A 24022-nucleotide genomic window follows, 5' to 3' on the forward strand; every position below is an offset into this window, starting at 1 on the left:
GATGGACGACGGATCCCGGATCCTCGCCGGACGATACGAGGTCGGCGAGCTCATCGGGCGCGGCGGCATGGCCGAGGTGCACATCGGGCACGACACCCGGCTCGGACGCACGGTCGCCATCAAGGTGCTGCGCTCCGACCTGGCACGCGACCCGTCCTTCCAGGCACGGTTCCGCCGCGAGGCCCAGGCCGCGGCCTCTCTGAACCACCCGGCGATCGTCGCGGTGTACGACACCGGCGAGGACGTCGTCACGGAGGCGTCCGGCGTCGTCGCGCACGTGCCGTTCATCGTCATGGAGTACGTCGAGGGCCACACCGTCCGCGACATCCTCCGTGACGGCAACGCAGTGCCGATCGAGGAGGCCGCGGAGATCACCGCGGGCGTCCTCTCGGCGCTCGAGTACTCCCACCACGCGGGCATCGTGCACCGCGACATCAAGCCCGCGAACGTCATGCTCACGCCGACGGGCGCGGTCAAGGTGATGGACTTCGGCATCGCGCGCGCCGTGGCCGACTCCGCCGCGACGATGACGCAGACGCAGGCCGTGATCGGCACCGCGCAGTACCTCTCCCCCGAGCAGGCACGCGGCGAGACCGTGGACGCCCGCTCCGACCTCTACTCGACGGGCTGCCTGCTCTTCGAGCTGCTCACGGGCCGCCCGCCGTTCATCGGCGACTCCCCCGTGGCCGTGGCCTACCAGCACGTCCGCGAGGCCGCGCCGACGCCGAGCTCGATCGCCTCCGACATCCCCGAGACGTTCGACCGCATCACGCTCAAGGCCCTCGCGAAGGAGCGCGACTCGCGCTACTCCACCGCCGCGGAGTTCCGCTCCGACCTGGAGGCCGCCGTGCGCGGTGGCCACGTCAGCGCACCATCCGTCGGCGCGCTGATGGCCGCTGGCTCCGGCGACGCGACACAGGTGATGGGCGCCACCCCCGGCTCCACGCAGGTCATGCAGGGCGCGGCTGTCCCCGCCGCCGGGACGCCCCCGTGGGGCATGACCAGCCCCGGTGGGCCCGGCTCGGGCCAGCCCGAGCAGCCCGGGGCTGCCGCTGAGGACGAGGACGCGCCCAAGAAGCGCTGGCTCCTGTGGACGCTGATCGCGGTCGCCCTGGCCGCGGTGATCGGCATCGCCGCGGTGCTCATCGCGGGCAACCAAGAGGACCCGCCCGCGCTGGTCACCATCCCCACCACGCTGGTGGACACCCCCGCCGACGACGCGGTGGCGACGTTGAGCGGGCTGGGCCTCGTCCCGGTGGAAGTGGAACAGGCCAGCGACTCGATCGCCGAGGGCAACGTCATCGGCACCGACCCCAAGGGCGGCGAGCAGCTCGAGGAGGGCTCGGATGTCACCGTCTTCGTCTCCACGGGCTCCGACTCCGTCCAGCTCGAGTCCTTGGCAGGGCTCAGCCAGGAGGCGGCCCGTGCGCGCCTCACCGAGCTCGGCCTCACTGTGGGCGACGTGACTCCCGAGAACAGCGCCGAGCAGGCCGCTGGCGTCGTCACCAAGACCTCCCCGGCCGCAGGGGAGTCCGTCCCCAAGGGCTCGAAGGTCAACCTCTTCGTGGCCAGCGGCAACGTCGAGCTCCCGAACCTCGTCGGCCGGACGCAGGCCGAGGCGGAGGAGGTGCTGCTCTCGCTCAAGCTCACCCCGGTCGTCGAGTTCGAGGAGACGGAAGACGCCGCGGCTGGCACGGTCATCAGGCAGAACCGGCAGGAGGGCCTGGTCCAGCAGGGCGCGGCCGTGCGCATCACCGTGGCCGAGGCCCGCGACCTCCCGACCGTCCCGGACGGCCTGGTCGGCATGACCTACGACCAGGCAGCCGCGCGGCTCGAGGCGATCGGGCTGCGCGCCCAGCGCGAGAACGTCGACTCCGACCGGCCCAAGGACGAGGTGATCTCGACGAATCCCACCAAGGGCACCGCGCTCGAAGAGGGGTCCACGGTCAAGCTGAACGTGTCCAAGGGCCCGTCGGGCGGCAACAACGGCAACAACCCGAGTTCGTCGGCCACGCCCACGACCCCGGCGAACCCCTAGCGGTCAGCACCCACGCAGAGAGCCTGCGACCGGGGCGGAGCGAGCCGAGAGGCTCCCGCGCTGGTCGCAGGCTCTTCGTGTGCGTGGCCGCGGGTGGAGCGGCGCTCAGATCAGGCGCGCACCAGCGGGTGCAGCCCGGCGGACCGCCCCACCGCGTCCGCGTCGCCGCAGATCTCCAGCCAGTTGGCCAGCAGCCGGTGGCCGCCCTCGGTGAGCACCGACTCGGGGTGGAACTGCACGCCGTGCAGGGGCAGGGTCTTGTGCTGCAGGCCCATGATGATGGGCCCGTGCGCGGAGGCGACGGTGGCCGTCACCTCGAGCTCGTCCGGCGCCGTCTCACCGATCACGGCCAGCGAGTGGTACCGCGTCGCGGTGAACGGCGTCGGCAGGCCCGCAAGCACCCCGGCGCCCGCGTGCTCGACCTGGCTGGTCTTGCCGTGCATCAGCTCGGGGGCGTGCGCCACAGTGCCGCCGAAGACCTCCCCGAGGGCCTGGTGTCCCAGGCACACGCCGAGCATGGGGGTGCCGGACGCGGCGCAGTCGCGGATGACCTGCATGCTCGCCCCGGCCTCGGCGGGCGTGCCGGGCCCGGGGGAGATGAGCACCCCGTCGAACTCGGCGCGCTCGTCGGCAGGGGGCACGGCGTCGTTGCGGACCACGACGGTCTCGGCGCCGAGCTGCGCCAGGTAGCCCACGATCGTGTAGACGAACGAGTCGTAGTTGTCGACCACGAGGATCCGGGTCACGTCACTCCCCCACTGTCGTGTCACTGAACGGCATGTACGGCGCCACCGCGGGGAAGACCCACTGGAAGCACACCGCGAGCACGGCCACTGCCGCCACGGCGAGGATCAGGATCCGCACAGGCGCCGGCCCTGGCAGGTGTCGCCACAACCACGGGTACATCATGCGCCTCCGAGGAGCTCGGCAGGGGTGCCGTCCGTGACGGGCGCCCAGTAGTCCAGCACGCCGTGCACGATGTACCTCTCGCGCGCGGAGAACATCGGGTGGCAGGTGGTCAGCGTGATGATCCGCTCGGTCGGCTCGACGCCGGGCTGCCCGGGGGTGGGCGCGATCACGTCGACGTCCTGCGGGGTGACGACGGCGCTGGACGTCACCCGGTACACGTACCAGGTGTCCGCTGTGCGCACGACGATCGGGTCGCCGTCCTGCAGCTCGGCGATGCGGTTGAACGGCTTGCCGTAGGTGGTCCGATGGCCGGCGAGGGCGAAGTTGCCCACCGCGCCGGGCATCGCCGTCTCGGGGTAGTGCCCGATGCCCAGCACGTCCAACACTGTGGGCCGGTCGACGCCCTGGCTGACGGGCCGTTCGGGCTCGCCCTCCCAGCGCGGCACCTGCAGCGTGGCGAACATGACGGCGTGATCAGGCTCGGCCATGACGGGGGGCTCATCGCGGCGCGGCTCGGCGATGACGGGCCCGGTCTCGCCGGCGGCCGCCGTTGGCGGCGGGGCCCAGGGCAGGTTCTCGACGACCTCAGCCTGGGCGCGGTTCCCCTCGACGTCGGTCCACCAGAGCTGCCACACGAGGAATGCGAGCACGAGGACGCCGAGGGTGATGAGCAGCTCGCCGAGAATACCTACCGCGTGGTAGACGATGCCGGGCCCACCCGCTGCGCGTCGCGACGACCTGCTATGCCGGGGGACGAGTCCTGGCGAAGACGTCGTGGTCATCTGTCGTCCTCGTCGCTGGATCCACGGGGGAGCGCCGTCCTCGTGCGGGGAGCCGCGACGACATCCCGGGACAATACCTCGACGCCCTCGGGGACCGCGGCGTGCGCCAGGTCGGCCGGACCCTCGTACGCCGGCAGCTCAAGCGAGTCCTGGACGGCGACGGACCAGCCCAGGCCGTACGTGTCGACGTAGTCCTGGTACCTGTCGATGACGGGGTCCTTCGCGAGCGCGGCCTGCAGCCGGGCGGGGTCGCCGATGACCTCGATCGTGTAGGGCGGCGAGTACCGCAGCCCGTGCAGGTAGACCACGGCGCCGATGCAGCGCACAGCGCTCGTGGAGATCACGCGCTGGCCCATCAACGTCATGGCCTCGGCGCCGCCCGCCCACAGCGCGTTCATCACCGCCTGGATGTCCTGCTGGTGCACCACGAGGGAGTCGGCGTCGACACTGGCACTGGTCCGCACGGGCGCGTCGTCGAGCCGCACGGTCAGGCCGGTGCCGGTGACCGGCATCTTCGCTGCCGCGACCTGCTCCGCCACGCTGGCGGCCGGGAGCTGCAGTCCGGACGTGCTGGTCTGCGCGTCGAGCAGCTCGGCGACCTCTGCGCGGAGGATGACCGCCTCGTCGGTGAGGCGCTGGTTGCGGCTCTCCTCAAGGCGTGCAAGGTCGACCAAGTCGTGCGGGCGCCGCTCCTCGCTGTCCCTCGTCAGGCGGGCATTGGCGGCGAAGAGCGCGCCGGAGAGCGCCAGCACGAGGGCAACGGAGATCGTGCCCCGCGCGACCCGGCGCGGACGGCCGTGCGAATGCTCCGGCACGATGCTCCTCTCCCACGATGTCGCGCACTACGCTAGGCCACATCCTCGCGGGTCGGCTTCAGCATGCCCCCGGCTCGCCCCCACGCGTGACAGGAGCAACCGACGTGCCCGAGTCGAGGCCGCGGAAGAAGCCCGCATACACCCCACCCCCCGCCAAGGCGTCGGGCCCCAAGACGAACCCACGGTGGCTCGTCCCCGTGATGCTCGGCCTGATGCTGCTGGGCCTGGTGTGGATCGTGGTCACCTACATCTCCTCCTCGCAGTACCCGATCCCGGGGATCAGCCAGTGGAACCTCGCAATCGGTTTCGCCTTCGTGATCGCAGGTTTCGGCTTGACCACCCGGTGGCACTGAGCTGACCTGTTGACCGTCGCCCACACCGCTGCCCACAGGTGTGACGCAGCACGTCCTCCACAACATGTGCGCTGACCAGGGACGACACAGCCGTTGTCCCCAGCGGTGGACAGACCTGTGGATAACTACAGCGGTGTAATTCCACAGCTGTGAGTAAGTCTGGGGAAGCACGCAGAAGGCCCGGAACCTTCGCCAGGAGTGATCCTGAGCGAATGCTCCGGGCCTTCGTCGTACGTGTGGCGTGGGAGGAGCGCGGCGCGGTGATCAGACCGTCATGTAGCGCAGCACCGAGACGAGCACCAGCACAGCGGCCACCACCACGGTCACCCCGACGCCCACCATCCGTCGATGATCCCGTGGCGCATACGCGTAGGCAGCGCCCAGGACGGCGCCCACGGCGAGCCCGCCCAGATGCGCCTGCCAGGCGATCCCCGGCACCACGAACCCCATCACGACGTTCAGGGCCAGGATCACCAAGATCCCGCGCGCGTCCCGTCCGAGCCGGCGCAGCACCACCAGCACAGCGCCGAACAGCCCGAACACCGCCCCGGACGCCCCGACCACGCCGGTGTACCAGGAGAGGGCGTCCGGCGAGGCGAGGAGCAGCACGCCCACCGATCCGCCGATCGCGCTCAACAAGTACAGCGCCGCGAACCGGGCTCGGCCGAGCATCCCCTCGAGGTACGGGCCGATCATCCACAGCGCCACCATGTTGAACAGGATGTGGAACACCCCGCCGGTGGAGTGCAGGAACGCCGCCGTGAGGAACCGCCACGGCTCCACCTCGCCGATGAACGGCGCGAACGCCCAGCGGGACGTCCAGCCGGGCACCACCTGCTGCGCCACGAAGCTCGCGACACAGATCGCGATGAACGTGATCGTGACCACCGGCCGGCCCTGGCGCAGCGTGCCGCCGAGCGCCGTGCGGGTCGGACGCTGGGTCCGAGCCGCCGCCGCCACACAGTCGACGCACTGCACCCCGACCGCCGCCTGCCGCTGGCACTCCGGGCACGCCGGACGCCCGCAGCGCTGGCAGCGGACGTACGAGACGCGATCGGGGTGCCGCGGGCAGACGGGGGTGTCGACCGGCGGGGGAGTTCCGGTGCTCATGCGGGGCCGTTCAGCCTGGTCAGTCCTCGACGGTGATCGAGGAGATGACGACGTCCTCGACGGGACGGTCGCCGGGGCGGGTGGGGGTCGAGGCGATCGCGTCGACGACAGCGCGGCTCTCGTCGTCGGCGACCTTGCCGAAGATGGTGTGCTTGCCGGTGAGCCACGTGGTCGGGGCCACCGAGATGAAGAACTGCGAGCCGTTGGTGCCGGCCGGCTTGCCCGTGATCGGGTCACGGCGCAGGCCCGCGTTCGCCATCGCGAGCAGGTAGGGCTCGGTGAAGCCGAGCTCGGGGTGGATCTCGTCGTCGAAGTTGTAGCCCGGGCCACCGGTTCCGGTGCCCAGCGGGTCGCCGCCCTGGATCATGAAGTTGGGGATGACCCGGTGGAAGATGACGCCGTTGTACAGGGGGTCGGTGCGCTCGGCACCGGTCTTCGGGTCCTTCCACGCCTGGGTCCCGGTCGCCAGCCCGGTGAAGTTCTTCACCGTCTTGGGGGCGTGGTTCGGGAAGAGCTCGATCCGGATGTCACCGGCGGTCGTGTGCAGCGTCGCGAACATGGCGACATTCTCCCACGACAGATCGGGTGTGACCGGATGTCGACCCTGCGCCGCGGAGCACCTGGTGGCAGAGTGTGGGGTCAGCAAACCGTCAACCGTGATCGTTGGGGAGTGCAGCCATGAGCTTCAGCATCCGCCGTCCGAATCTCGAGTCGATCGACACAGGTCGGCTCAAGGGCCAGGCCGCCGACGTCGGCTCCTCCCTGTCTGACGCCGGGAGCCACGCCGCCGATCGCGCCACCGTGCTGGCCGCGCAGGCCGCCGACGCCGCCTCTCAGGCGATGGAGTGGACCACGCCGAGGGTGGAGGCCGCCATCGAGTGGCTGCGCCCGCGGGTCGAGCACCTCTACCAGGAGAGCGTCAAGGCCGCTGCCCCCCGCGTCGAGAAGGCCGCGGACAAGGCGGCACCGGCCATCGACACGGCGCATGACAAGCTCGTCGACGAGATCCTGCCGCGTCTGGTGGCCGCGGTGAACGAGGCCGCGGTCCGCGCGGGCGCCGCCGTCGAGAGCGCCGCCGACCAGGTCGCCGCTGCTCCTGCGGCCGTCTCCGCCGCGGCGGCGGCGAAGACCCACAAGAAGCACACCGGCGCCAAGGTCTTCTGGATCTTCGCGGCCATCGCCGGCGCGGGCGCCGCGTTCGCGGCCTGGAACAAGTCGCGCGTCACCACGGACCCGTGGGCCGAGCCGTGGGAGCCGACGTCGGAGCCGCTCTCCGGCACCGAGGCGCTGCGCGAGCGGGCGCATGAGGCGCGCGAGGAGATCAACGAGGCCGTGGGCGGCGCCGCCGAGGCGCTCGGCGAGGCCGCGGGGGTCACCGTGGCGAAGAGCCGCGAGGCCACCCGCAAGGCCGCCGACAAGGTCAGCGCCGCCGCCGATGACCTGCAGGAGCGGGCCGCCGAGGCGCGTGAGGCCACCAAGCGCGCCACGACGCGGCGCTCGGCCGCGAAGTCCACGGACGAGCCGGCCGCCGATGCCGCCGCCGAGGAGGACAAGCCCCGCGAGATCTGACCTCGGTCGTCACGCACCACAGGCCCGGCCCGAGCAGCTGCTCGGGCCGGGCCTGTTGCGTTCCCTAATCGATTCACTCGTTGACCCCGCAGGGCGCGCGTCTAGACGATGCGCGAGGCGGCCGGCCCCGACGGGGGACCGGGCGGGCGCACCGTCGCGCCCCGTCTCCCGCGCCGAAGAAGGGGTCCTTGATGCCACGTCCCACGTCGTCGGAAGGCCTGTCCCGACGCCCATTCCGCTCCCGGCGGCGCATCGTCGCGGGCGCCACCGCGCTCACCGTCGCCGCTGGCGCCGTGGTCGCCGGAGTGATCGCCCTGCCGGCGACCGCCGCGCCGGCGTACAACTACGCCGAGGCCCTGCAGAAGTCCCTGTTCTTCTACGAGGCGCAACGCGCAGGCGACCTCCCCGCGAGTAACCGGGTCTCCTGGCGCGGGGACTCCGCGCTGACGGACGGCGCCGATGTCGGCCTCGACCTCACCGGCGGCTGGTACGACGCGGGCGACCACGTGAAATTCGGCCTCCCGATGGCCTTCACGTCCACGATGCTCGCCTGGGGCGCCATCGAGAGCCCCGGCGGATACACCAAATCCGGCCAGATGGCCGCCCTGAAGGACAACCTGCGCTGGGTCAACGACTACTTCATCAAGGCGCACCCCTCGCCCAACGTGCTCTACGTGCAGGTGGGCGACGGCGAGGCCGACCACAAGTGGTGGGGCCCCGCCGAGGTCATGCCGATGGCCCGCCCGTCGTACAAGGTCGACGCGAGCTGCCCCGGAACCGACGTCGCGGGGGAGACGGCCGCGTCACTGGCCACCGCCTCCATCCTGTTCAAGACCGACGACCCGGCGTACTCCGCGAAGCTCCTCACCCACGCGAAGCAGCTCTACACGTTCGCCGACACGTACCGCGGCAAGTACTCGGACTGCGTCACGGCCGCCGCCTCGTACTACAAGTCCTGGTCCGGGTACCAGGACGAGCTCGTGTGGGGCGCGTATTGGCTCTACAAGGCCACCGGCGACGCCGCCTACCTGGCCAAGGCCGAGGCCGAGTACGACAAGCTCTCCGTCGAGAACCAGACCAGCACGCACTCCTACAAGTGGACCGTCGCCTGGGATGACAAGACCTTCGCCGCCTACCCGCTGCTCGCCATGGAGACCGGCAAGCAGAAGTACGTCGACGACGCGAACCGCTGGCTCGACTACTGGACCGTGGGCGTCAACGGGCAGCGTGTGCCCTACTCGCCAGGCGGCCAGGCCGTCCTCGACACGTGGGGGTCGCTGCGCTACGCGGCCAACACCGCCTTCGTCGCGCTCGTCTACTCCGACTGGCTCACCGACACGACCCGCAAGGCCAGGTACCACGACTTCGGCGTGCGGCAGATCAACTACGCCCTCGGCGACAACCCCCGCAACTCGAGCTACGTGATCGGCTTCGGGGCCAACCCGCCGCAGAACCCGCACCACCGCACCGCCCACGGGTCGTGGCTCGACTCGATGGCCAACCCCGAGAAGACCCGGCACGTGCTGTACGGCGCCCTCGTCGGCGGACCGGGATCGGCCAACGACGCCTACTCGGACAAGCGTGACGACTACGTGGCCAACGAGGTCGCCACCGACTACAACGCCGGCTTCACCAGCGCGCTCGCGCGGCTCGTCGACGAGTACGGCGGCACGCCGCTCGCCGGCTTCCCGGTGGCGGAGAAGGCCGACGGCCCCGAGATCTTCGTGGAGGCCATGCTCAACCAGCCGTCGAGCAGCGGGTTCACCGAGGTCAAGGCCATGATCCGCAACCAGTCCGCCTTCCCGGCCCGCGCGCTGAAGAACGGCTCGCTGCGGTACTGGTTCCGACTCGACCCGGGGGAGAGCGCCGCCAACCTCACCCTCACCTCGAACTACAGCGAGTGCGGCACGCAGACGGCCAAGCCGGTCTCCGCCGGCGGGGACCTCTACTACGCCGAGGTCAGCTGCGTCGGGCAGAACATCTACCCCGGCGGGCAGTCCGCCCACCGGCGGGAGATCCAGTTCCGCGTCTCCGGCGGCGGCGGATGGAACCCGGCGAACGACCCGTCGTTCACCGGGCTCAACGCCACAGCCCTGGCGGCGACCTCGAACATCACGCTGTACGACGCGGGGAAGCTCATCTGGGGCACTGAGCCGGGCACCGTCAACCCGACGCCCACCCCGACCCCGACGGTCACTCCCACGCCAACCCCGACGCGGTCACGGCGCCCGCCCCGGCCTGCGCCGTGACCTACTCGTCGAACGCCTGGTCCACCGGGCTGACCGGCTCGATCCGCGTCACCAACACCTCCACCGCCCCGCTGAGCTCATGGAAGCTGGTGTTCGCGTTCCCGTCCGGCCAGCAGCTCTCCCAGGGCTGGAGCGCCACCTGGGCGCAGACGGGCTCCACCGTGACCGCCCAGAACGCCGCGTGGAACGGCGCCCTGGCCGCAGGTGCCAGCACGGATATCGGGTTCAACGCCACTCACACCGGCACCAACACGAACCCGACTGCGTTCACCCTCAACGGAGTCGCCTGCACGGTCCGGTGACTCCGCCGCACTGACGCGCACCACCTCACGGGCCCTGTCCAGCCACGCCGGACGGGGCCCGTGTGGCGTCTTCGGCCCACTGGTGTGGCTGCGGCCTACCTCGAGGAGACCGTCACAGCGGGCGGAGACGAAAATGCCCCGGCCGAGACTTCGGACGGGGCATTTCTTGCAGTTCAGGTACTGATGATGTGGAGCCAAGGGGACTCGAACCCCTAACCCCCTGCTTGCAAAGCAGGTGCGCTACCAATTGCGCCATGGCCCCGCGCGGCGGGCGGCGGGCGGCCGACTTCGCCCGGCCCGACCGTGTGAGGCTCACTCGAAGGTGTCGGTGACCTCGGCCCACAGGTCGCGCTCATCGCGATCCTGGGAGTAACGCTGCCACACGACGTAACCGGCGGCCGCAGCTGCCAGCAGGAGCAGTACCTTCTTCATGCGTCCCTCGCAGTGGTCCGGGAGTGGGCCTAACAGGACTTGAACCTGTGACCTCTTCCTTATCAGGGAAGCGCTCTAACCGTCTGAGCTATAGGCCCGTGCGCGCACCGTCCGTGGACGACCGCGCCGGTTGAGACTACCTCAGCCTGGGCTGTGGTCCCAAACGCGGCGACTGCTCACTCGTCGGTGAGCGTGAGGTGCACGCCACCGACGAGCGACGCCGTGATGTTGTAGAGGAACGCGCCGATGGTCGACAGCGCCGTCAGCAGGAAGACGTCGACGACGGCGACGAGCGTCGCGGCGGAGATGATCCGCTGGAACTCCACGTACTGGAGGACGTTGACGTCGCTCTCCGCGCCGAGCACCTCCTTGACGAGGGTGTCGACCTGCGTGAAGACGTTGAGGCCGTCCAGGGTGAACCAGACGACGGCTGCGGCCACGACGATCATGATGCCGATCGCCACGGAGAGCAGGAACGACAGCTTCATGACGGACCAGGGGTCCACGCGCGAGACAGCGAGCCGCACACGACGCGGGGCCCCGGGCGCCGGGATGGTCGTCGGGCGGCCCACCGAGGGGCGCTGGGGAGTCGAGCGCGGCGCGTCGGCGGCCGCGTAGGCGCCGGTGTCGGGCTGGTCGTTGGCGGCGCTCGTGGTCGAGCTCATGGTGTCGTCCTTGGGGCGGGGGTGCGTCGCCGAGGAGAAGGCGGCGCTGGTCGCGGCCGCCGCCTTCTTCAGCGAGGCTGTCACGGAGTCAACCGCTACCTGCAACGGCGACGGGGGCTCTTCACTCTCATCCGGTCCGACTGCGCCCGTCCCAGAGTCGCGAGCCGACCCTGAGCCGTTGGAGCTGATCGGCTCACGTGTGGCGGTCGGCGCGTAGGCCGCTCCGGGGGCGGTCCCCACCGCGTCGGCCTCGGCCTTCGCCGCCGCCGGCCGGGGGGAGGAGGCCGCAGGCCGTGGCGCGTGGTCGCCGGCGGCCTGCCCGTTCGACGCGGAGGGCGTGGCGCCCTGCCTCGACCCCTCCGTCGCGTCGCCCGTCGGCCCAGCGCCCGTCGCGCCGCCCGCCGCCTTGGCGGGCGGGCGGTTGGAGGGCGTCACTGCTCGTTTGCGTGGCGGGATCGACGGCGGAACGGAATCGCTGCTCATTCGTCCTCCAGTGCGGATGACTCGGCGACGGCCGGCTCCACCGACTCGCCCTGCACGGAGGCCTCCGGCACGTCGTGTGTCTCGTCCGGCGACCCATTCTCGTCGCCCACGCTACCGGCATCCTCACCGAGGTGCCGCTCAATGTTGCGTGCGACGGCGATGATCCGATCGTTGTTGTCGGGCTTCGCGAAGATGACGCCCTGCGTGGTGCGTCCGGTCGCGTTGACCTCGGAGACGGCCGAGCGCACGATCTTGCCGCGCTCCATGATGACCATCACCTCGTCGTCGACGTCCACGACCAGCGCGCCCACCAGGTCGCCGTTCGCCTCGGGGAGGTTCGCGACCTTGATGCCCAGGCCGCCACGGCCCTGCACCCGGTAGTTGTCGACGGTCAGGGCGGTGCGCTTGGCGATGCCGCCCTCGGTGACGGTGAACAGGAACGCCTCCTCGCGGACCACGTCCATCGCGAGCAGCTCGTCGTCGCCGCGGAACTTCATGCCCGTGACACCCGACGTCGCACGGCCCATCGGGCGCATCGCCTCGTCAGTGGCGGTGAAGCGGATCGACTGGCCCTTGCGGGAGACCAGCATGAGGTCGTTGCCGGCGTCGACGGCGCAGGCGGAGACGAGCTCGTCGGGGTTGCCCTCGTCGTCCTCGCGCAGGTTGATGGCGATCAGGCCGCCGCTGCGGTTGGAGTCGTACTCCGAGAGCCGGGTCTTCTTCACCAGGCCCCGCTTGGTGGCGAGCACCAGGTACTCGGCGGCCTCGTAGTCGGGGATGTCGAGCACCTGGGCGATGCGCTCATCGGGCTGGAAGGCCAGCAGGTTCGCCACGTGCTGGCCCTTGGCGTCACGGCCGCCCTCGGGCAGCTCGTAGGCCTTCGCCCGGTACACCCGGCCCAGGTTGGTGAAGAACAGCAGCCAGTGGTGGGTGGTCGTCACGAAGAAGTGGTCGACGATGTCGTCCTCGCGCAGCTGCGCGCCTCGCACGCCCTTGCCGCCACGACGCTGCGCCCGGTAGTTGTCCGAGCGGGTGCGCTTGACGTAGCCGCCGCGGGTGATGGTGACGACCATCTCCTCCTCGGCGATCAGGTCCTCGATCGACACCTCGCCGTTGAACGGCAGGATCCGCGTGCGGCGCTCGTCGCCGTAGCGCTCGACGATCTCGGCGAGCTCCTCGCTGACGATCGTCCGCTGGAGCTGCGGGTCCGCGAGGATCGTCCGGAAGCCGGTGATCTCCGCCGCGAGCTTGTCGTGCGCCTCGATGATCTTCTGCCGCTCCAGGGCGGCCAGGCGGCGCAGCTGCATCGCCAGGATGGCGCCGGCCTGCACCTCGTCGATGCCGAGCAGCTCCTGCAGGCCGGTGTTGGCCTGCTCCGCGTCGGGGGAGCGGCGGATCAGCGCGATGACCTCGTCCAGCGCGTCGAGCGCCTTGAGGTAGCCGCGGTAGATGTGCATCTGCTCCTCGGCCTTGCGCAGCCGGTAGCTGGTGCGCCGCACGATGACCTCGAGCTGGTGCGTCACCCAGTGGCGGATGAACGCGTCGATGCTGAGTGTGCGGGGGACCCCGTCGACCAGCGCGAGCATGTTCGCGCCGAAGGTCTCCTGGAGCTGGGTGTGCTTGTACAGGTTGTTCAGCACGACCTTGGCGACGGCGTCGCGCTTGAGCACGATGACCAGGCGCTGGCCGGTGCGGCCCGACGTCTCGTCGCGGATGTCCGCGATGCCCGTGACGCGGTTGTCCTTGACCAGGTCCGCGATCTTCCGCGCCAGGTGGTCTGGGTTGACCTGGTACGGCAGCTCGGTGACGACCAGGCAGATGCGGCCCTGGATTTCCTCGACCTCGACGACCGCGCGCATCGTGATCGAGCCACGGCCCGTGCGGTACGCCTCCTCGATGCCCTTGTGGCCCAGGATCGTCGCGCCCGTGGGGAAGTCCGGGCCCTTGATGATGGTGAGCAGATCCTCGAGGAGCTCCTCCTTGCTGGCCTCGGGGTGGTCCAGGTACCACTGCACGCCCTGGGCGACCTCGCGCAGGTTGTGCGACGGGATGTTGGTGGCCATGCCGACGGCGATGCCCGCCGAGCCGTTGACCAGCAGGTTCGGGTAGCGCGCGGGGAGCACTGACGGCTCCTGCGTGCGGCCGTCGTAGTTGTCCTGGAAGTCGACGGTGTCCTCGTCGATGTCCCGGACCATCTCCATGGCCAGCGGCGCCATCCGGCACTCGGTGTATCGGGGGGCGGCGGCGGGGTCGTCGCCGGGGGAGCCGAAGTTCCCCTGCCCAGACACCAGCGGGTACCGCAGCGACCAGTCCTGCACGAGCCGCACGAGCGCGTCGTAGATCGACGTGTCGCCGTGCGGGTGGAACTTGCCCATGACGTCGCCGACCACGCGCGTGCACTTCGAGAACTGGCGGTCCGGCCGGTAGCCCCCGTCGTACATCGCGTACAGCACGCGCCGGTGCACGGGCTTGAGGCCGTCGCGCACGTCGGGCAGGGCACGCGTCACGATGACGGACATCGCGTAGTCCAGGAAGGACCGCTGCATCTCGAGCTGCAGGTCCACCTGCTCGATGTTGCCGTGCTCGATGTCGGTGTGGTTCTCAGTCACAGATCAGTCCTTGGTCTCGCGTGGGGGCGGATGCGCGCACTCCTCAGATGTCGAGGAAGCGCACGTCCTTCGCGTTGCGCTGGATGAACGAACGACGCTGCTCGACGTCTTCGCCCATGAGCACGGAGAACGTCTGGTCGGCCGCCGCGGCCTCGTCGAGCGTCACCTGGAGCAACGTGCGGTGCTCCGGGTCCATGGTCGTGTCCCAGAGCTCGGTGTAGTCCATCTCGCCGAGACCCTTGTAGCGCTGGATCGCGTTGTCCTTCGGGATCCGCTTGCCGTGCGCCTGCCCGTCGAGGAGCACGGCGTCGCGCTCCCGGTCGGAGTAGACGTAGTCGTGCGGCGCGTTCGTCCACTTGATCCGGTACAGCGGCGGCTGTGCCAGGTAGACGAATCCGCCCTTGATGAGCCCCGGCATGTACCGGAACAGCAGGGTGAGGAGCAGCGTGCGGATGTGCTGGCCGTCGACGTCCGCGTCGGCCATCAGCACGATCTTGTGGTACCTCAGCTTGGAGATGTCGAAGTCCTCGCCGATGCCGGTGCCGAACGCGGTGATCAGCGCCTGCACCTCCTGGTTGCCCAGGGCACGGTCCAGCCGCGCGCGCTCGACGTTGAGGATCTTGCCTCGGATCGGCAGGATCGCCTGCGTGCGCGGGTTGCGCCCACGGACGGCCGAGCCGCCTGCCGAGTCGCCCTCGACGATGTAGACCTCGCACTCCTCCGGGCGGTTCGACTGGCAGTCCTTGAGCTTGCCCGGCATGCCACCCGACTCGAGCAGGCCCTTGCGCCGCGTCGCCTCACGCGCCTTGCGGGCCGCCATGCGGGCCGCCGCGGCCTGCTGCGACTTGCGGATGACGTCGCGCGCCTCGTTCGGGTGGGAGTCCAGCCAGTCGCCGAGCTGCTCGTTGACCACGCGCTGCACGAACGTCTTGGCCTCGGTGTTGCCGAGCTTCGTCTTCGTCTGGCCCTCGAACTGCGGCTCGCCGAGCTTGATCGAGATGACAGCCGTGAGCCCCTCGCGGATGTCGTCGCCGGTGAGGTTCTCGTCCTTCTCCTTGAGCAGCCCCTTCTCGCGCGCGTAGCGGTTGATCAGGGACGTCATGGCCGCGCGGAAGCCCTCTTCGTGGGTTCCGCCCTCGGTCGTGGAGATGGTGTTCGCGTAGGTGTGCACCGACTCGGAGTACGCGGTGGTCCACTGCAGCGCGATCTCGACGGAGATGCGGCGCTCCACGTCCTCCGACTCGAAGTTGATGATGTCGGGGTGGACCAGCTCGACCTTCTTGATCGAATTCAGGTAGTGGACGTAGTCCACGAGGCCGCCGTCGTACTTGTAGGTGACGGTCCGCTGCTGCGGCGCCTCCGCCTCCTCCGTGACCTCGTCCTCGGTGCCGATGTGGCCCGGGCGCTCGTCGGTCAGCGTGATCTGCAGGCCCTTGTTGAGGAAGGCCATCTGCTGGAAGCGCGACCGCAGCGTCTCGAAGTCATACGTCGTCGTCTCGAAGATCTGGTCGTCGGCCCAGAACGTGACGACAGTGCCCTGCTCGTCCGTCATCTCGCCCTTGGCCAGCGGGGCCTGAGGCGCGCCGCGCATGTACTCCTGGCGGTAGACGTTGCCCTTGCGGACCTCGACCGCGAGCCGCTCGGAGAGCGCGTTCACCACTGAGACGCCGACCCCGTGCAGGCCACCCGAGACCGAGTACCCCGCGCCACCGAACTTGCCACCCGCGTGCAGCACCGTCAGCACGACCTCGACGGCCGGCTTGCCCTCGGACTGCACGATGTCGACGGGGATGCCACGACCGTTGTCGGTGACCCGGACGCCACCGTCCTCGAGCAGGCTCACCTCGATGTGATCGCAGTACCCCGCCATGGCCTCGTCCACGGAGTTGTCGACGACCTCGTAGACAAGGTGGTGCAGGCCACGCTCACCGGTGGAGCCGATGTACATGCCGGGACGCTTGCGGACAGCCTCGAGGCCTTCGAGGACCGTGATCGCGCTGGCGTCGTAGCCGCCGTTGGAAGATGCTGGGGGGGTGCCGTCAGTCGACGTCGAAGCTTCGTCGGTCAGGCTCTGGTCGGCCACTGGTTGCGGTGCTCCTCAAGGTCTCACACGCGGACGGGGCGATCCCAGAGAGCGGATCACCCCATGACGCTGGAGTTCTTGGCGCAGACGCGCCAAGAATGACCCTCACAGTCTACCTGGACATAGGTTCTGGACCCCCCTCGGGGGCGGCGCGGCGGGGGATGCCCTCAGGGTGGGCCCAGGTGATCCCCAGATCGACCCCTGGAAGCCTCAGCCGAAGGTGTCGCGGGGCCCGCGGCCCGGCACCGAGCGAGGCCCGCGCTTGAACCCCGGACCAGCCGGGCCGAGCACTCGCACCTCGCGCACCACGTCCTCGCCCACCACCGTCGCGATCTCGCGGAGCATCGCCGACGAGTACAGCCGGACGTTCGTCGCATACGCCGTCGAGTCGGCCCGGACCGTGAGGACCCCGTCCTCGACCGTCTCCGGGACGCAGTGATCGGCCCCGTCGCCGACGATCTCGCGCCACCGCCCCATCAGGCCGCCCACTGACAGCTTCTGCACCCAGCCCTGGTTGCGCACCAGCACCGGCAGCGTCGCGCCGATCATCTGCGGGTCTCGGCCGCCCGGCCCCGAGGTGCCGCGCGGAATGTCCAGGGGTGAGCGGCGGGGGGCCTGACCAGGGCGGATGCCCTTGGCACGGGCTGCCTCCTTGGCCCGCTCCAAGGCGGCCCGCGCGACCTGGGCAGGCGGGATCAGGTCGACGACCTCGCCTGCGGGGACACCATCGACCGCGGGCGCGGGAGCCGTCGGGACGTCAGGCTGCTCAGAGGACACGCTCCACCTCCCCGCCCATCACCTGCACGCGGGCGCCCGCGAGCTGCTCGGGGACGTCGCCGGGCACTGCCGCCGTGATGAGCACCTGCCGCGCGGGCGCCACGAGCTCCGCGAGCCGGTCCCGGCGCCGCACATCCAGCTCGGCGAACACGTCGTCCAGGATCAGCACGGGCTCGCCGTCCTCGCCCCAGTCGGCCATCCACAGATCGCCGTCCTGCGCCGCGCCGTCGATCTGGTCCGGCCCGCGCGTCAGCAACGTGTACGACGCGAGCCGCAGCGCGAGGGCGAAGGACCAGGACTCGCCATGGCTGGCGTACCCCTTGGCGGGCAGCCCGCCCAACGTCAGGGTCAGATCGTCGCGGTGCGGGCCCACCAGGCACACGCCCCGTTCGATCTCCTTCGCGCGCAGCGCGCCCATGGCCTCGAGGAGCTGGGCCTCGACGACAGCCGCCGGCGCTGGCCCGAGCCCTTCGCCGGCCAGGGGAGCCCCGTCGGATCGGCCGGCTCCCTGGAGTGCGGCGTCGAGCGACGCGCGGTAGGTGACCACAGCCTCGCCCTGCCCGGCGCTGACCTGCTCATACGCCCGCGCGACATGCGGGGCGAGGGCCGCCACGATGGCCCGGCGCGCCACGATCAGCTCCGCGCCGACCTGGGCCAGCTTCGCGTCCCAGACGTCCAACGTGCGCAGATCAGCGCCACCACGGGAGCCGCGCATCGCCTGCCCCGCCGACTTCAACAACGCGCTGCGCTGGCGCAACACCCGGTCGTAGTCGGCGATGACCCCGGCGAGCCGCGGTGTCACCAGCACCGCCAGCTCGTCGAGGAACCGCCGACGGCCATCCGGGTCGCCCTTGACCAACGCCAGGTCCTCCGGTGCGAACAGCACCGTGCGCAGCAGCCCGAGGATGTCGCGCGCCCGGCCCGGGGAGCCCCCGTTCACCCGGGAGCGGTTCGCCTTGCCCGGGGTGATCTCGACCTCGACCAGGCTGGTCCGCACGGAGTCCCGCTCGTCGGCGCGCTCACGCACCACCTTCGCCCTGACCACCGCCCGGTCCGCGCCGGCCCGCACCAGGGCGGCGTCCGACGGCACCCGGTGGCTGCCCAGGGTGGCGATATACCCCACCGCCTCGACCAGGTTCGTCTTGCCCTGCCCGTTGGGGCCCACCAACGCGGTCACCCCCGGGTCGAGCGGGAGCTCGATCTGCCGGTAGGAGCGGAAATCCGTCAAAGAGAGATAGGAGACATACATCTGTGCAGGTCAGGCCGGTGCCACGGGAGGAGCGGATGGGGACGACAGGCCGACGCCGCCAGTCGACGAAGACGACCCGGCCGGACGCACGGCATGCCCCCCGAACTGCTGGCGCAACGCGGCCACGGCCTTCATCGCCGGCGACTGGCCCTGCCGCGACGAGAACCTCGCGAACAGCGCCGCGGAGATCACGGGCAACGGGACCGCCAGCTCGATCGCCTCGTCCACAGTCCACCGGCCCTCGCCGGAGTCGTCGACCCAGTCCTCGATGGCCGAGAGGTCCTGGTCCTCCTCCAGCGCGGCGACCAGCAGGTCCAGCAGCCAGGAGCGCACCACGGTGCCGCGCGACCACGCCTTGAGGGTGCCGGGGACATCCGTGATGAGCCCCTTCGCCTCGAGGAGCTCATAACCCTCGGCGTAGGCCTGCATCAGGCCGTACTCGATCCCGTTGTGCACCATCTTGGCGTAGTGGCCGGCGCCCACCGGGCCCGCGTGCACGAAGCCCTCGTCGCGCGGGCCCTCGGGGCGCAGGGCGTCGAAGATCGGCATCGCGCGGGCCACATCGTCGGCCGCGCCGCCCACCATGAGCCCGTAGCCGTTCTCCACCCCCCAGATGCCACCCGAGACCCCGACGTCCAGGTAGCCGATCTGCCGTGCGGCGAACATCTCGCCGTGCCGCTCGTCGTCAGCGAAGTAGGAGTTGCCACCGTCCAGCACCAGGTCGCCCGGCGCCAACAGCTCGGAGAGCTCGGTCAGCACGGTGTGCGTCACCTCGCCGGCCGGGACCATCACCCAGATGATCCGCCCGCCCGAGGGCAGCGACCCTGCCAACTCGGCGAGGGTGGCCGTGTCCGACACGTCAGGACGCGGGTCGTAGCCGGACACCTCGATGCCCGCGGCACGGATACGGGTGCGCATGTTCGCGCCCATCCTGCCGAGTCCGACCAGACCGATGTGCATGACGTCGCCTTCCTTCCAGGGGCTCAACCTCGGCGACAGTGTCTCGCCACGTGCCCTCAGGCGCCTGTTCGCGCCGGTTGTCAGCTGGCGAACCGGATCGGCACCAGCAGGTACCGGTACTCCTGCAGGTCGTCACCCTCGAGGGAGTCTTGGCCGGTGAACTCCACCGGCTTGTTCGGGTGGGTGAACGACAGCCGCACGAACGGGGTCGTCAGGGCCCCGAGGCCGTCCAGCAGGAACTGCGGGTTGAAGGCCACCGAGATGTCCTCGCCCACCAGTGTCGCCTCGAGGGCCTCGGACGCCTGTGCGTCGTCACCCTGGCCGGCGTCGAGGACGACCTGGCCCTCGGTGAACGACAGCCGGATCGGGGTGTTGCGCTCGGCGACGAGTGCGACGCGCTTCGCGGCATCGGCGAGCGACTGCGTCAGCACCACCGCGTGAATGGGGGTCTCGTCGGGGAACAGACGGCGCACCGGCGGGTAGTCGCCGTCCACGAGCAGTGACGTGGTGTGACGGCCGTTCGCCTCGAAGCCGATGAGGTCGATGCCCTGCCCGGTCGACAGCGCGATGTTGACCGAGGAGCTCGAGCCGAGTGACTTCGCGGCGTCGGAGAGCGTCCGGGCGCGGACGAGCGCAGTGGTCGACAGGTCGGGGGAGGCCGGAGTCCAGGTGAGCTGACGCAGTGCGAGCCGGTAGCGGTCGGTGGCGAGGAGCGTGATCTTCTCGCCCTCGATCTCCATGCGGACACCGGTCAGCAGCGGGAGTGTGTCGTCACGGCTCGCGGCGACAGTCACCTGCGCGACGGCGTGCGCGAGCTCGTCGCCGTCGACGGTGCCGGTGACGTCGGGCATCACCGGGAGCGCCGGGTAGTCGTCGACGGGCATCGTCAGCAGCGTGAAGCGGCTGGCCCCACACGTGACTGTGACCTTGGTGCCGTCGAGGACGACATCGACGGGCTTGGCGGGAAGCGCCCGGGAGATCTCCGCGAGCAGCCGGCCAGAGACGAGCACGACGCCCGGCTCGCTGACGTCAGCGGGGATCTCAGATCGGGCCGAGACCTCGTAGTCGAAGCTGGAGAGCTGGATGACGCCTGTGGCATCGGCCTCGATGCGCACACCGGCGAGCACCGGCACAGGAGGACGCGTCGGCAGGCTACGTGCAGTCCACGTGACGGCATCTGCGAGAACGTCACGGTCGACGCGGAACTTCATGCCCCACCCTCTCGATCCCTGGCTCAGTGACCCGTGCACCGCGATGAGCCTGTCGGCCATCGGTCCGCGGCGCGGGCCGATGTGGCGAGGGCTGTGCCCGGGTCGGAGGGCAACACTACGCGAGAGCGTCCCGCGCCGGTACCGCGAGAGGTGTGTCAGAGCGGGTCTGTCGGCCAGGTTCGCCAGAACCTCCATGACGGTGTGCTGATTTCTTTCCTAGAGGGGACTCGTCGTAGTCATCGGGTCTGTGCATCGTGTGGATGACGTGCGTTCGCGCAGGTCAGCTCGGGTGGGCGGTTGTGCACGGATGGTGGGACGCAGCGGTGGATGAACAGCGGTTCTGTGGACGAGCACTTTCCCGTGGTTCTCTGTCCACCGACTAGCCCCTTCTCGTCCACATGTGTGGGGCCCTTGTCCACCGTCATCCACAGGTCTGTGCACAGGTGTGCACAATCGTCCTACCGATGCTTGGACATGAGGTTCGACCTTGGCCGCCCATCTAGCGCATACCGGGATGAACGGGGCGGGCGTGTCGTGCGGGCAGGGGCATGCGGGCAGGGGCATGCGGGCAGAGCCGATCCAGCCAGAGGTGATCGGCGTCGGGTTCGGGCGAGGCGCGCAGCCCGGCTGGGCCGCGCACCGGGGGTGTCAGCCCCGGTTCTGCTGCTTGATCCGGTTGGTGAGCTCGGTGACCTGGTTGTAGATCGAACGACGCTCAGCCATCAGCTCGCGGATCTTGCGGTTCGCGTGCATGACGGTGGTGTGGTCACGTCCGCCGAACGCCTGCCCGATCTTGGGCAGCGACAGGTCCGTGAGCTCCCGGCACAGGTACATGGCGATCTGACGGGCCGTGACGAGCACCCGGGACCTGGAGGAGCCGCACAGGTCCTCGATTGAGAGGCCGAAGTAGGCAGCCGTCTGCCCGATCACGGCGGTCGCGGTGATCTCGGCCGTCTGGTCGTCCGTGATGAGGTCCTTGAGGACGATCTCGGCGAGGGACAGGTCGACCTGCTGGCGGTTGAGGTTGGCGAAGGCCGTGACCCGGATGAGGGCGCCCTCGAGCTCGCGGATGTTGCTCGAGATCTTCGACGCGATGTACTCGAGCACGTCGTGCGGCGCCTGCAGCCGCTCGCTGCCGGCCTTCTTGCGAAGGATCGCGATGCGGGTCTCGAGGTCCGGCGGCTGGACATCGGTGATCAGGCCCCACTCGAAGCGGGACCGCATGCGGTCCTCGAACCCGTTGAGCTGCTTAGGCGGCAGGTCGGAGGTGAGCACGATCTGCTTGCTGGCGTTGTGCAGGGTGTTGAAGGTGTGGAAGAACTCCTCCATCGTCTGCTCTTTGCCCTGCAGGAACTGGATGTCGTCGATGAGCAGGACATCCACCTCGCGGTAGCGCCGCTGGAAGGCCCCCGCGCGGCCCTCGCCGATCGAGTTGATGAAGTCGTTCGTGAACTCCTCGGAGTTCACGTAGCGCACGCGCACGCTCGGGTAGAGGTTCTGCGCGTAGTGGCCGATGGCGTGGAGCAGGTGGGTCTTGCCCAGTCCTGAGTCGCCGTAGATGAACAGCGGGTTGTATGCCTTGGCCGGCGCCTCGGCCACAGCGACCGCGGCAGCGTGCGCGAATCGGTTCGAGGAGCCGATGACGAACGTCTCGAAGAGGTACTTCGGGTTGAGGCGCGCCGGCTCCGTGGGCGGGGTGCGCCGCGCGGTGCTCATCCGCACGGGCTCCTGGTCGAGCGGCGCGGCACTCGTCAGGTAGTCCTGCGGGTCAGAGGTGAGGGACTCAGCCGACGCGCCGCGCTGGGGAGTGGACGACGACGTCGCAGGCGTGTCAAGCGGGGCCAGGTCGGCGTCGACCGTGATGGCGAACCGGGCCTCACGCCCGAGTGCGGTGGTCAGCGCCTCGGTCACCTCGGCGCGCACCCGCGTCTCCAGGTACTCCTTGGTGAGGTCGTTGCCGACCGCCAGGAGCATCGTCCCGTCGAGGAGGCCGAGCGGCTGGGCGAGCTTGACGAACGCGAGCTGGCGCGGCGTGATGTCGGGGCTCGAGTCCAACTGGGAAAGGGCATGAGCCCAGACATGGGCCAGCTGCTCGTCCTGTGGTGACACGTCCTACCCTCGCTGCTGGTGAAAACTCGTGGTCGAGTGTCACACGCTAGCCGGTCATCCACACAGTTATCCACAACCTGTGTGTGACGGATCTCCGCGCTTCACCGCTCGGCAGCGAGGCTCGGTGGTGGCCTTGGCCCCGCTCGGCGCGGCGGCCCCAGGTTCGCCTGAGAAGATGAGGCGTACCCGTGGGGGAGACCCCACGGATCAGCTCGAGCATCATGGCCGTCTCGATCCGTCGAGCGGCCAGAATCGGCCGGGTGGAGGGACGCGATCTGCGCGGACACCTCTCGGCCACCGCCTGGTTTGACCCTCGGAGCGAGCCCGGCGTAGTGTTGACCAGCCCTTCCTGATGGCTCCTGCTGGCGCGCCTTGACGCCGGACGCGCACGTGCGTCGAATAACGGAGCAGTCGAGCTCGGCACACCTACCTGGTCGCGCGCGACACCGTGCGGGACCGTTGCCCCGAAGTACTTGGAGATCCTCGTGAGCAAGCGCACTTTCCAGCCGAACAACCGGCGTCGTGCCAAGACCCACGGCTTCCGTCTGCGCATGCGCACGCGTGCAGGCCGTGCGATCCTCGCTGCCCGTCGGCGCAAGGGTCGTACCGAGCTCTCGGCCTGACCCACATCCGGTGCTGCCCGCAGCGCACCGGATGCGCCGACCTGCGGAATTCGAGCAGGCGGTGCGGCGCGGTGCGCGCGGTGGACGGGAGTCGCTGGTGGTCCACCTCGTGACTCGGACCGACCCCGGACCTGGTCCGGTGGTCGGTTTCGTCGTGTCCAAGGGGGTCGGGAACGCCGTGGTGCGGAACAAGGTCAAGCGGCGGTTGCGCGCGTTGGTGCGCGAGCGCTTGACCACGATCCCCGCCGACAGCGGCATCGTGGTGCGTGCCCTCGCGCCCGCAGCAACCCGTGAGTACGCCTCGCTGGGCGCCGATCTGGACTCAGCGCTCGACGTCGCGCGAAGCCGCGCGCGTCGACGGTCCGAGGCCGTGGGATCGCGATGACGCGCCAGCGCCTGGTCACCATGCTGCGGTTCGTCGCGGCGCTGCCGGGGCGCGCTCTTCTGCTCCTGCTGCGCGGATACCAACTCTTCATCTCGCCGATGACAGGGCCGTCATGCCGGTACTACCCGTCGTGCTCCCAGTACGCGGTGATCGCGGTGCAGCGCCACGGCGCTGTCCGCGGCGCCCTGCTCGCCGGCTGGCGGCTGCTGCGCTGCAACCCCTGGAGCGCCGGCGGGATCGATGACGTGCCCCCTGCGCGGTCCCACAAGCACAGCCTGACGCACGTGGCTTCCCCCACGTCCTGACCCC

Annotated in this window: 23 protein-coding genes and 2 tRNA genes; 8 read left to right on the forward strand and 17 right to left on the reverse strand. The window is 70.0% G+C overall.

Features of this window, described 5'->3' with window-relative positions; genetic code table 11:
* Nucleotide 1: 1 nt before the first annotated feature.
* Entirely contained in the window at nt 2-2038 is a 2037-nt protein-coding gene (gene pknB, locus BN3788_RS06370; RefSeq protein WP_082812652.1) for a Stk1 family PASTA domain-containing Ser/Thr kinase, read from the forward strand.
* Between the two features lie 110 nt (nt 2039-2148).
* On the opposite strand, the gene BN3788_RS06375 is transcribed toward pknB, so the two are convergent.
* From BN3788_RS06375 to BN3788_RS06385, 4 genes are read right to left on the reverse strand one after another with little or no spacing between them, the layout of a single operon-like run.
* The gene (locus BN3788_RS06375) at nt 2149-2784 is read right to left on the reverse strand and encodes an aminodeoxychorismate/anthranilate synthase component II (protein ID WP_066583258.1); all 636 of its coding nucleotides are present in this window, start codon (nt 2782-2784) and stop codon (nt 2149-2151) included.
* 1 nt (nt 2785) lies between these two features.
* Entirely contained in the window at nt 2786-2947 is a 162-nt protein-coding gene (locus tag BN3788_RS19225; RefSeq protein WP_159066864.1) for a hypothetical protein, read from the reverse strand.
* Nucleotides 2944-3729: a class E sortase gene (locus BN3788_RS06380; protein ID WP_066583262.1), complete on the reverse strand. Its 786-nt coding sequence runs from the start codon at nt 3727-3729 to the stop codon at nt 2944-2946. The genes BN3788_RS19225 and BN3788_RS06380 overlap by 4 nt, the downstream gene beginning before the upstream one ends.
* Nucleotides 3726-4544, reverse strand: coding sequence for a DUF881 domain-containing protein (locus BN3788_RS06385; RefSeq protein WP_082812653.1), 819 nt, complete (start codon nt 4542-4544; stop codon nt 3726-3728). Before BN3788_RS06385 ends, BN3788_RS06380 begins: the two co-directional genes overlap by 4 nt.
* A 104-nt stretch (nt 4545-4648) precedes the next feature.
* Here BN3788_RS06385 and BN3788_RS06390 point away from each other — a divergent pair, with 104 nt between their 5' ends.
* On the forward strand, nt 4649-4897 hold the full coding sequence (locus BN3788_RS06390; RefSeq protein WP_066583266.1) for a cell division protein CrgA: 249 nt from the start codon (nt 4649-4651) through the stop codon (nt 4895-4897).
* A 264-nt stretch (nt 4898-5161) separates the two neighbouring features.
* On the opposite strand, the gene BN3788_RS06395 is transcribed toward BN3788_RS06390, so the two are convergent.
* Both BN3788_RS06395 and BN3788_RS06400 read right to left on the reverse strand, forming a co-directional pair.
* A complete protein-coding gene (locus tag BN3788_RS06395; RefSeq protein WP_066583272.1) occupies nt 5162-6007 on the reverse strand; it encodes a rhomboid family intramembrane serine protease in 846 nt (281 codons plus the stop codon).
* A 19-nt stretch (nt 6008-6026) separates the two neighbouring features.
* Nucleotides 6027-6566 carry a peptidylprolyl isomerase gene (locus BN3788_RS06400; RefSeq protein ID WP_066583275.1) on the reverse strand — a complete coding sequence of 180 codons (540 nt, stop codon included), beginning with the start codon at nt 6564-6566 and terminating at the stop codon, nt 6027-6029.
* A 119-nt stretch (nt 6567-6685) separates the two neighbouring features.
* On the opposite strand from BN3788_RS06400, the gene BN3788_RS06405 reads away from it, so the two are divergent.
* From BN3788_RS06405 to BN3788_RS20170, 3 genes are all read left to right on the forward strand, one after another.
* Nucleotides 6686-7576 (forward strand): hypothetical protein, encoded by an 891-nt coding sequence (locus BN3788_RS06405; protein WP_066583278.1) that lies wholly within the window; start codon nt 6686-6688, stop codon nt 7574-7576.
* Nucleotides 7577-7767: 191 nt separating this feature from the next.
* Nucleotides 7768-9825, forward strand: a complete 2058-nt coding sequence (locus BN3788_RS06410) for a glycoside hydrolase family 9 protein (protein WP_390619808.1) — start codon at nt 7768-7770, stop codon at nt 9823-9825.
* The gene (locus BN3788_RS20170; protein ID WP_390619810.1) at nt 9822-10127 is read left to right on the forward strand and encodes a cellulose binding domain-containing protein; all 306 of its coding nucleotides are present in this window, start codon (nt 9822-9824) and stop codon (nt 10125-10127) included. The genes BN3788_RS06410 and BN3788_RS20170 overlap by 4 nt, the downstream gene beginning before the upstream one ends.
* A 189-nt stretch (nt 10128-10316) precedes the next feature.
* Here BN3788_RS20170 and BN3788_RS06415 read toward each other — a convergent pair.
* From BN3788_RS06415 to dnaA, 11 genes are all read right to left on the reverse strand, one after another.
* Nucleotides 10317-10389: transfer RNA gene (locus BN3788_RS06415), tRNA-Ala, on the reverse strand.
* A gap of 50 nt (nt 10390-10439) precedes the next feature.
* Nucleotides 10440-10559, reverse strand: a complete 120-nt coding sequence (locus BN3788_RS19710; RefSeq protein ID WP_222705421.1) for a DLW-39 family protein — start codon at nt 10557-10559, stop codon at nt 10440-10442.
* 24 nt (nt 10560-10583) lie between these two features.
* Nucleotides 10584-10657, reverse strand: a tRNA-Ile gene (locus BN3788_RS06420).
* 78 nt (nt 10658-10735) lie between these two features.
* Nucleotides 10736-11308: a DUF3566 domain-containing protein gene (locus BN3788_RS19715; RefSeq protein ID WP_234346516.1), complete on the reverse strand. Its 573-nt coding sequence runs from the start codon at nt 11306-11308 to the stop codon at nt 10736-10738.
* A gap of 395 nt (nt 11309-11703) precedes the next feature.
* Nucleotides 11704-14316 (reverse strand): DNA gyrase subunit A, encoded by a 2613-nt coding sequence (gene gyrA / locus BN3788_RS06430; RefSeq protein WP_066583280.1) that lies wholly within the window; start codon nt 14314-14316, stop codon nt 11704-11706.
* Nucleotides 14317-14359: 43 nt separating this feature from the next.
* Nucleotides 14360-16384 (reverse strand): DNA topoisomerase (ATP-hydrolyzing) subunit B, encoded by a 2025-nt coding sequence (gyrB, locus tag BN3788_RS06435; RefSeq protein ID WP_066584317.1) that lies wholly within the window; start codon nt 16382-16384, stop codon nt 14360-14362.
* Nucleotides 16385-16609: 225 nt separating this feature from the next.
* Nucleotides 16610-17176 (reverse strand): DUF721 domain-containing protein, encoded by a 567-nt coding sequence (locus tag BN3788_RS06440; RefSeq protein WP_082812656.1) that lies wholly within the window; start codon nt 17174-17176, stop codon nt 16610-16612.
* Nucleotides 17166-18425, reverse strand: a complete 1260-nt coding sequence (gene recF, locus BN3788_RS06445; protein ID WP_066583282.1) for a DNA replication/repair protein RecF — start codon at nt 18423-18425, stop codon at nt 17166-17168. Before recF ends, BN3788_RS06440 begins: the two co-directional genes overlap by 11 nt.
* A gap of 9 nt (nt 18426-18434) precedes the next feature.
* Nucleotides 18435-19385, reverse strand: a complete 951-nt coding sequence (gnd, locus tag BN3788_RS06450) for a phosphogluconate dehydrogenase (NAD(+)-dependent, decarboxylating) (protein ID WP_066583285.1) — start codon at nt 19383-19385, stop codon at nt 18435-18437.
* 80 nt (nt 19386-19465) lie between these two features.
* Nucleotides 19466-20596 (reverse strand): DNA polymerase III subunit beta, encoded by a 1131-nt coding sequence (gene dnaN, locus BN3788_RS06455; protein WP_066583288.1) that lies wholly within the window; start codon nt 20594-20596, stop codon nt 19466-19468.
* A 648-nt stretch (nt 20597-21244) separates the two neighbouring features.
* Nucleotides 21245-22651: a chromosomal replication initiator protein DnaA gene (gene dnaA / locus BN3788_RS06460; protein WP_390619814.1), complete on the reverse strand. Its 1407-nt coding sequence runs from the start codon at nt 22649-22651 to the stop codon at nt 21245-21247.
* 539 nt (nt 22652-23190) lie between these two features.
* Between dnaA and rpmH the strand changes: the two genes are divergently transcribed.
* The 3 genes from rpmH to yidD are packed head-to-tail and all read left to right on the forward strand — an operon-like array spanning nt 23191 to nt 24018.
* The gene (gene rpmH / locus BN3788_RS18550; protein ID WP_034225701.1) at nt 23191-23328 is read left to right on the forward strand and encodes a 50S ribosomal protein L34; all 138 of its coding nucleotides are present in this window, start codon (nt 23191-23193) and stop codon (nt 23326-23328) included.
* A gap of 10 nt (nt 23329-23338) precedes the next feature.
* Nucleotides 23339-23713, forward strand: coding sequence for a ribonuclease P protein component (gene rnpA, locus BN3788_RS06465; RefSeq protein ID WP_066583291.1), 375 nt, complete (start codon nt 23339-23341; stop codon nt 23711-23713).
* Nucleotides 23710-24018 carry a membrane protein insertion efficiency factor YidD gene (gene yidD / locus BN3788_RS06470; protein WP_066583293.1) on the forward strand — a complete coding sequence of 103 codons (309 nt, stop codon included), beginning with the start codon at nt 23710-23712 and terminating at the stop codon, nt 24016-24018. The genes rnpA and yidD overlap by 4 nt, the downstream gene beginning before the upstream one ends.
* Nucleotides 24019-24022: the final 4 nt, after the last annotated feature.

The sequence above is a fragment of the Cellulomonas timonensis genome (assembly GCF_900046455.1).
Taxonomy (GTDB): Bacteria; Actinomycetota; Actinomycetes; order Actinomycetales; family Cellulomonadaceae; genus Cellulomonas_A; species Cellulomonas_A timonensis.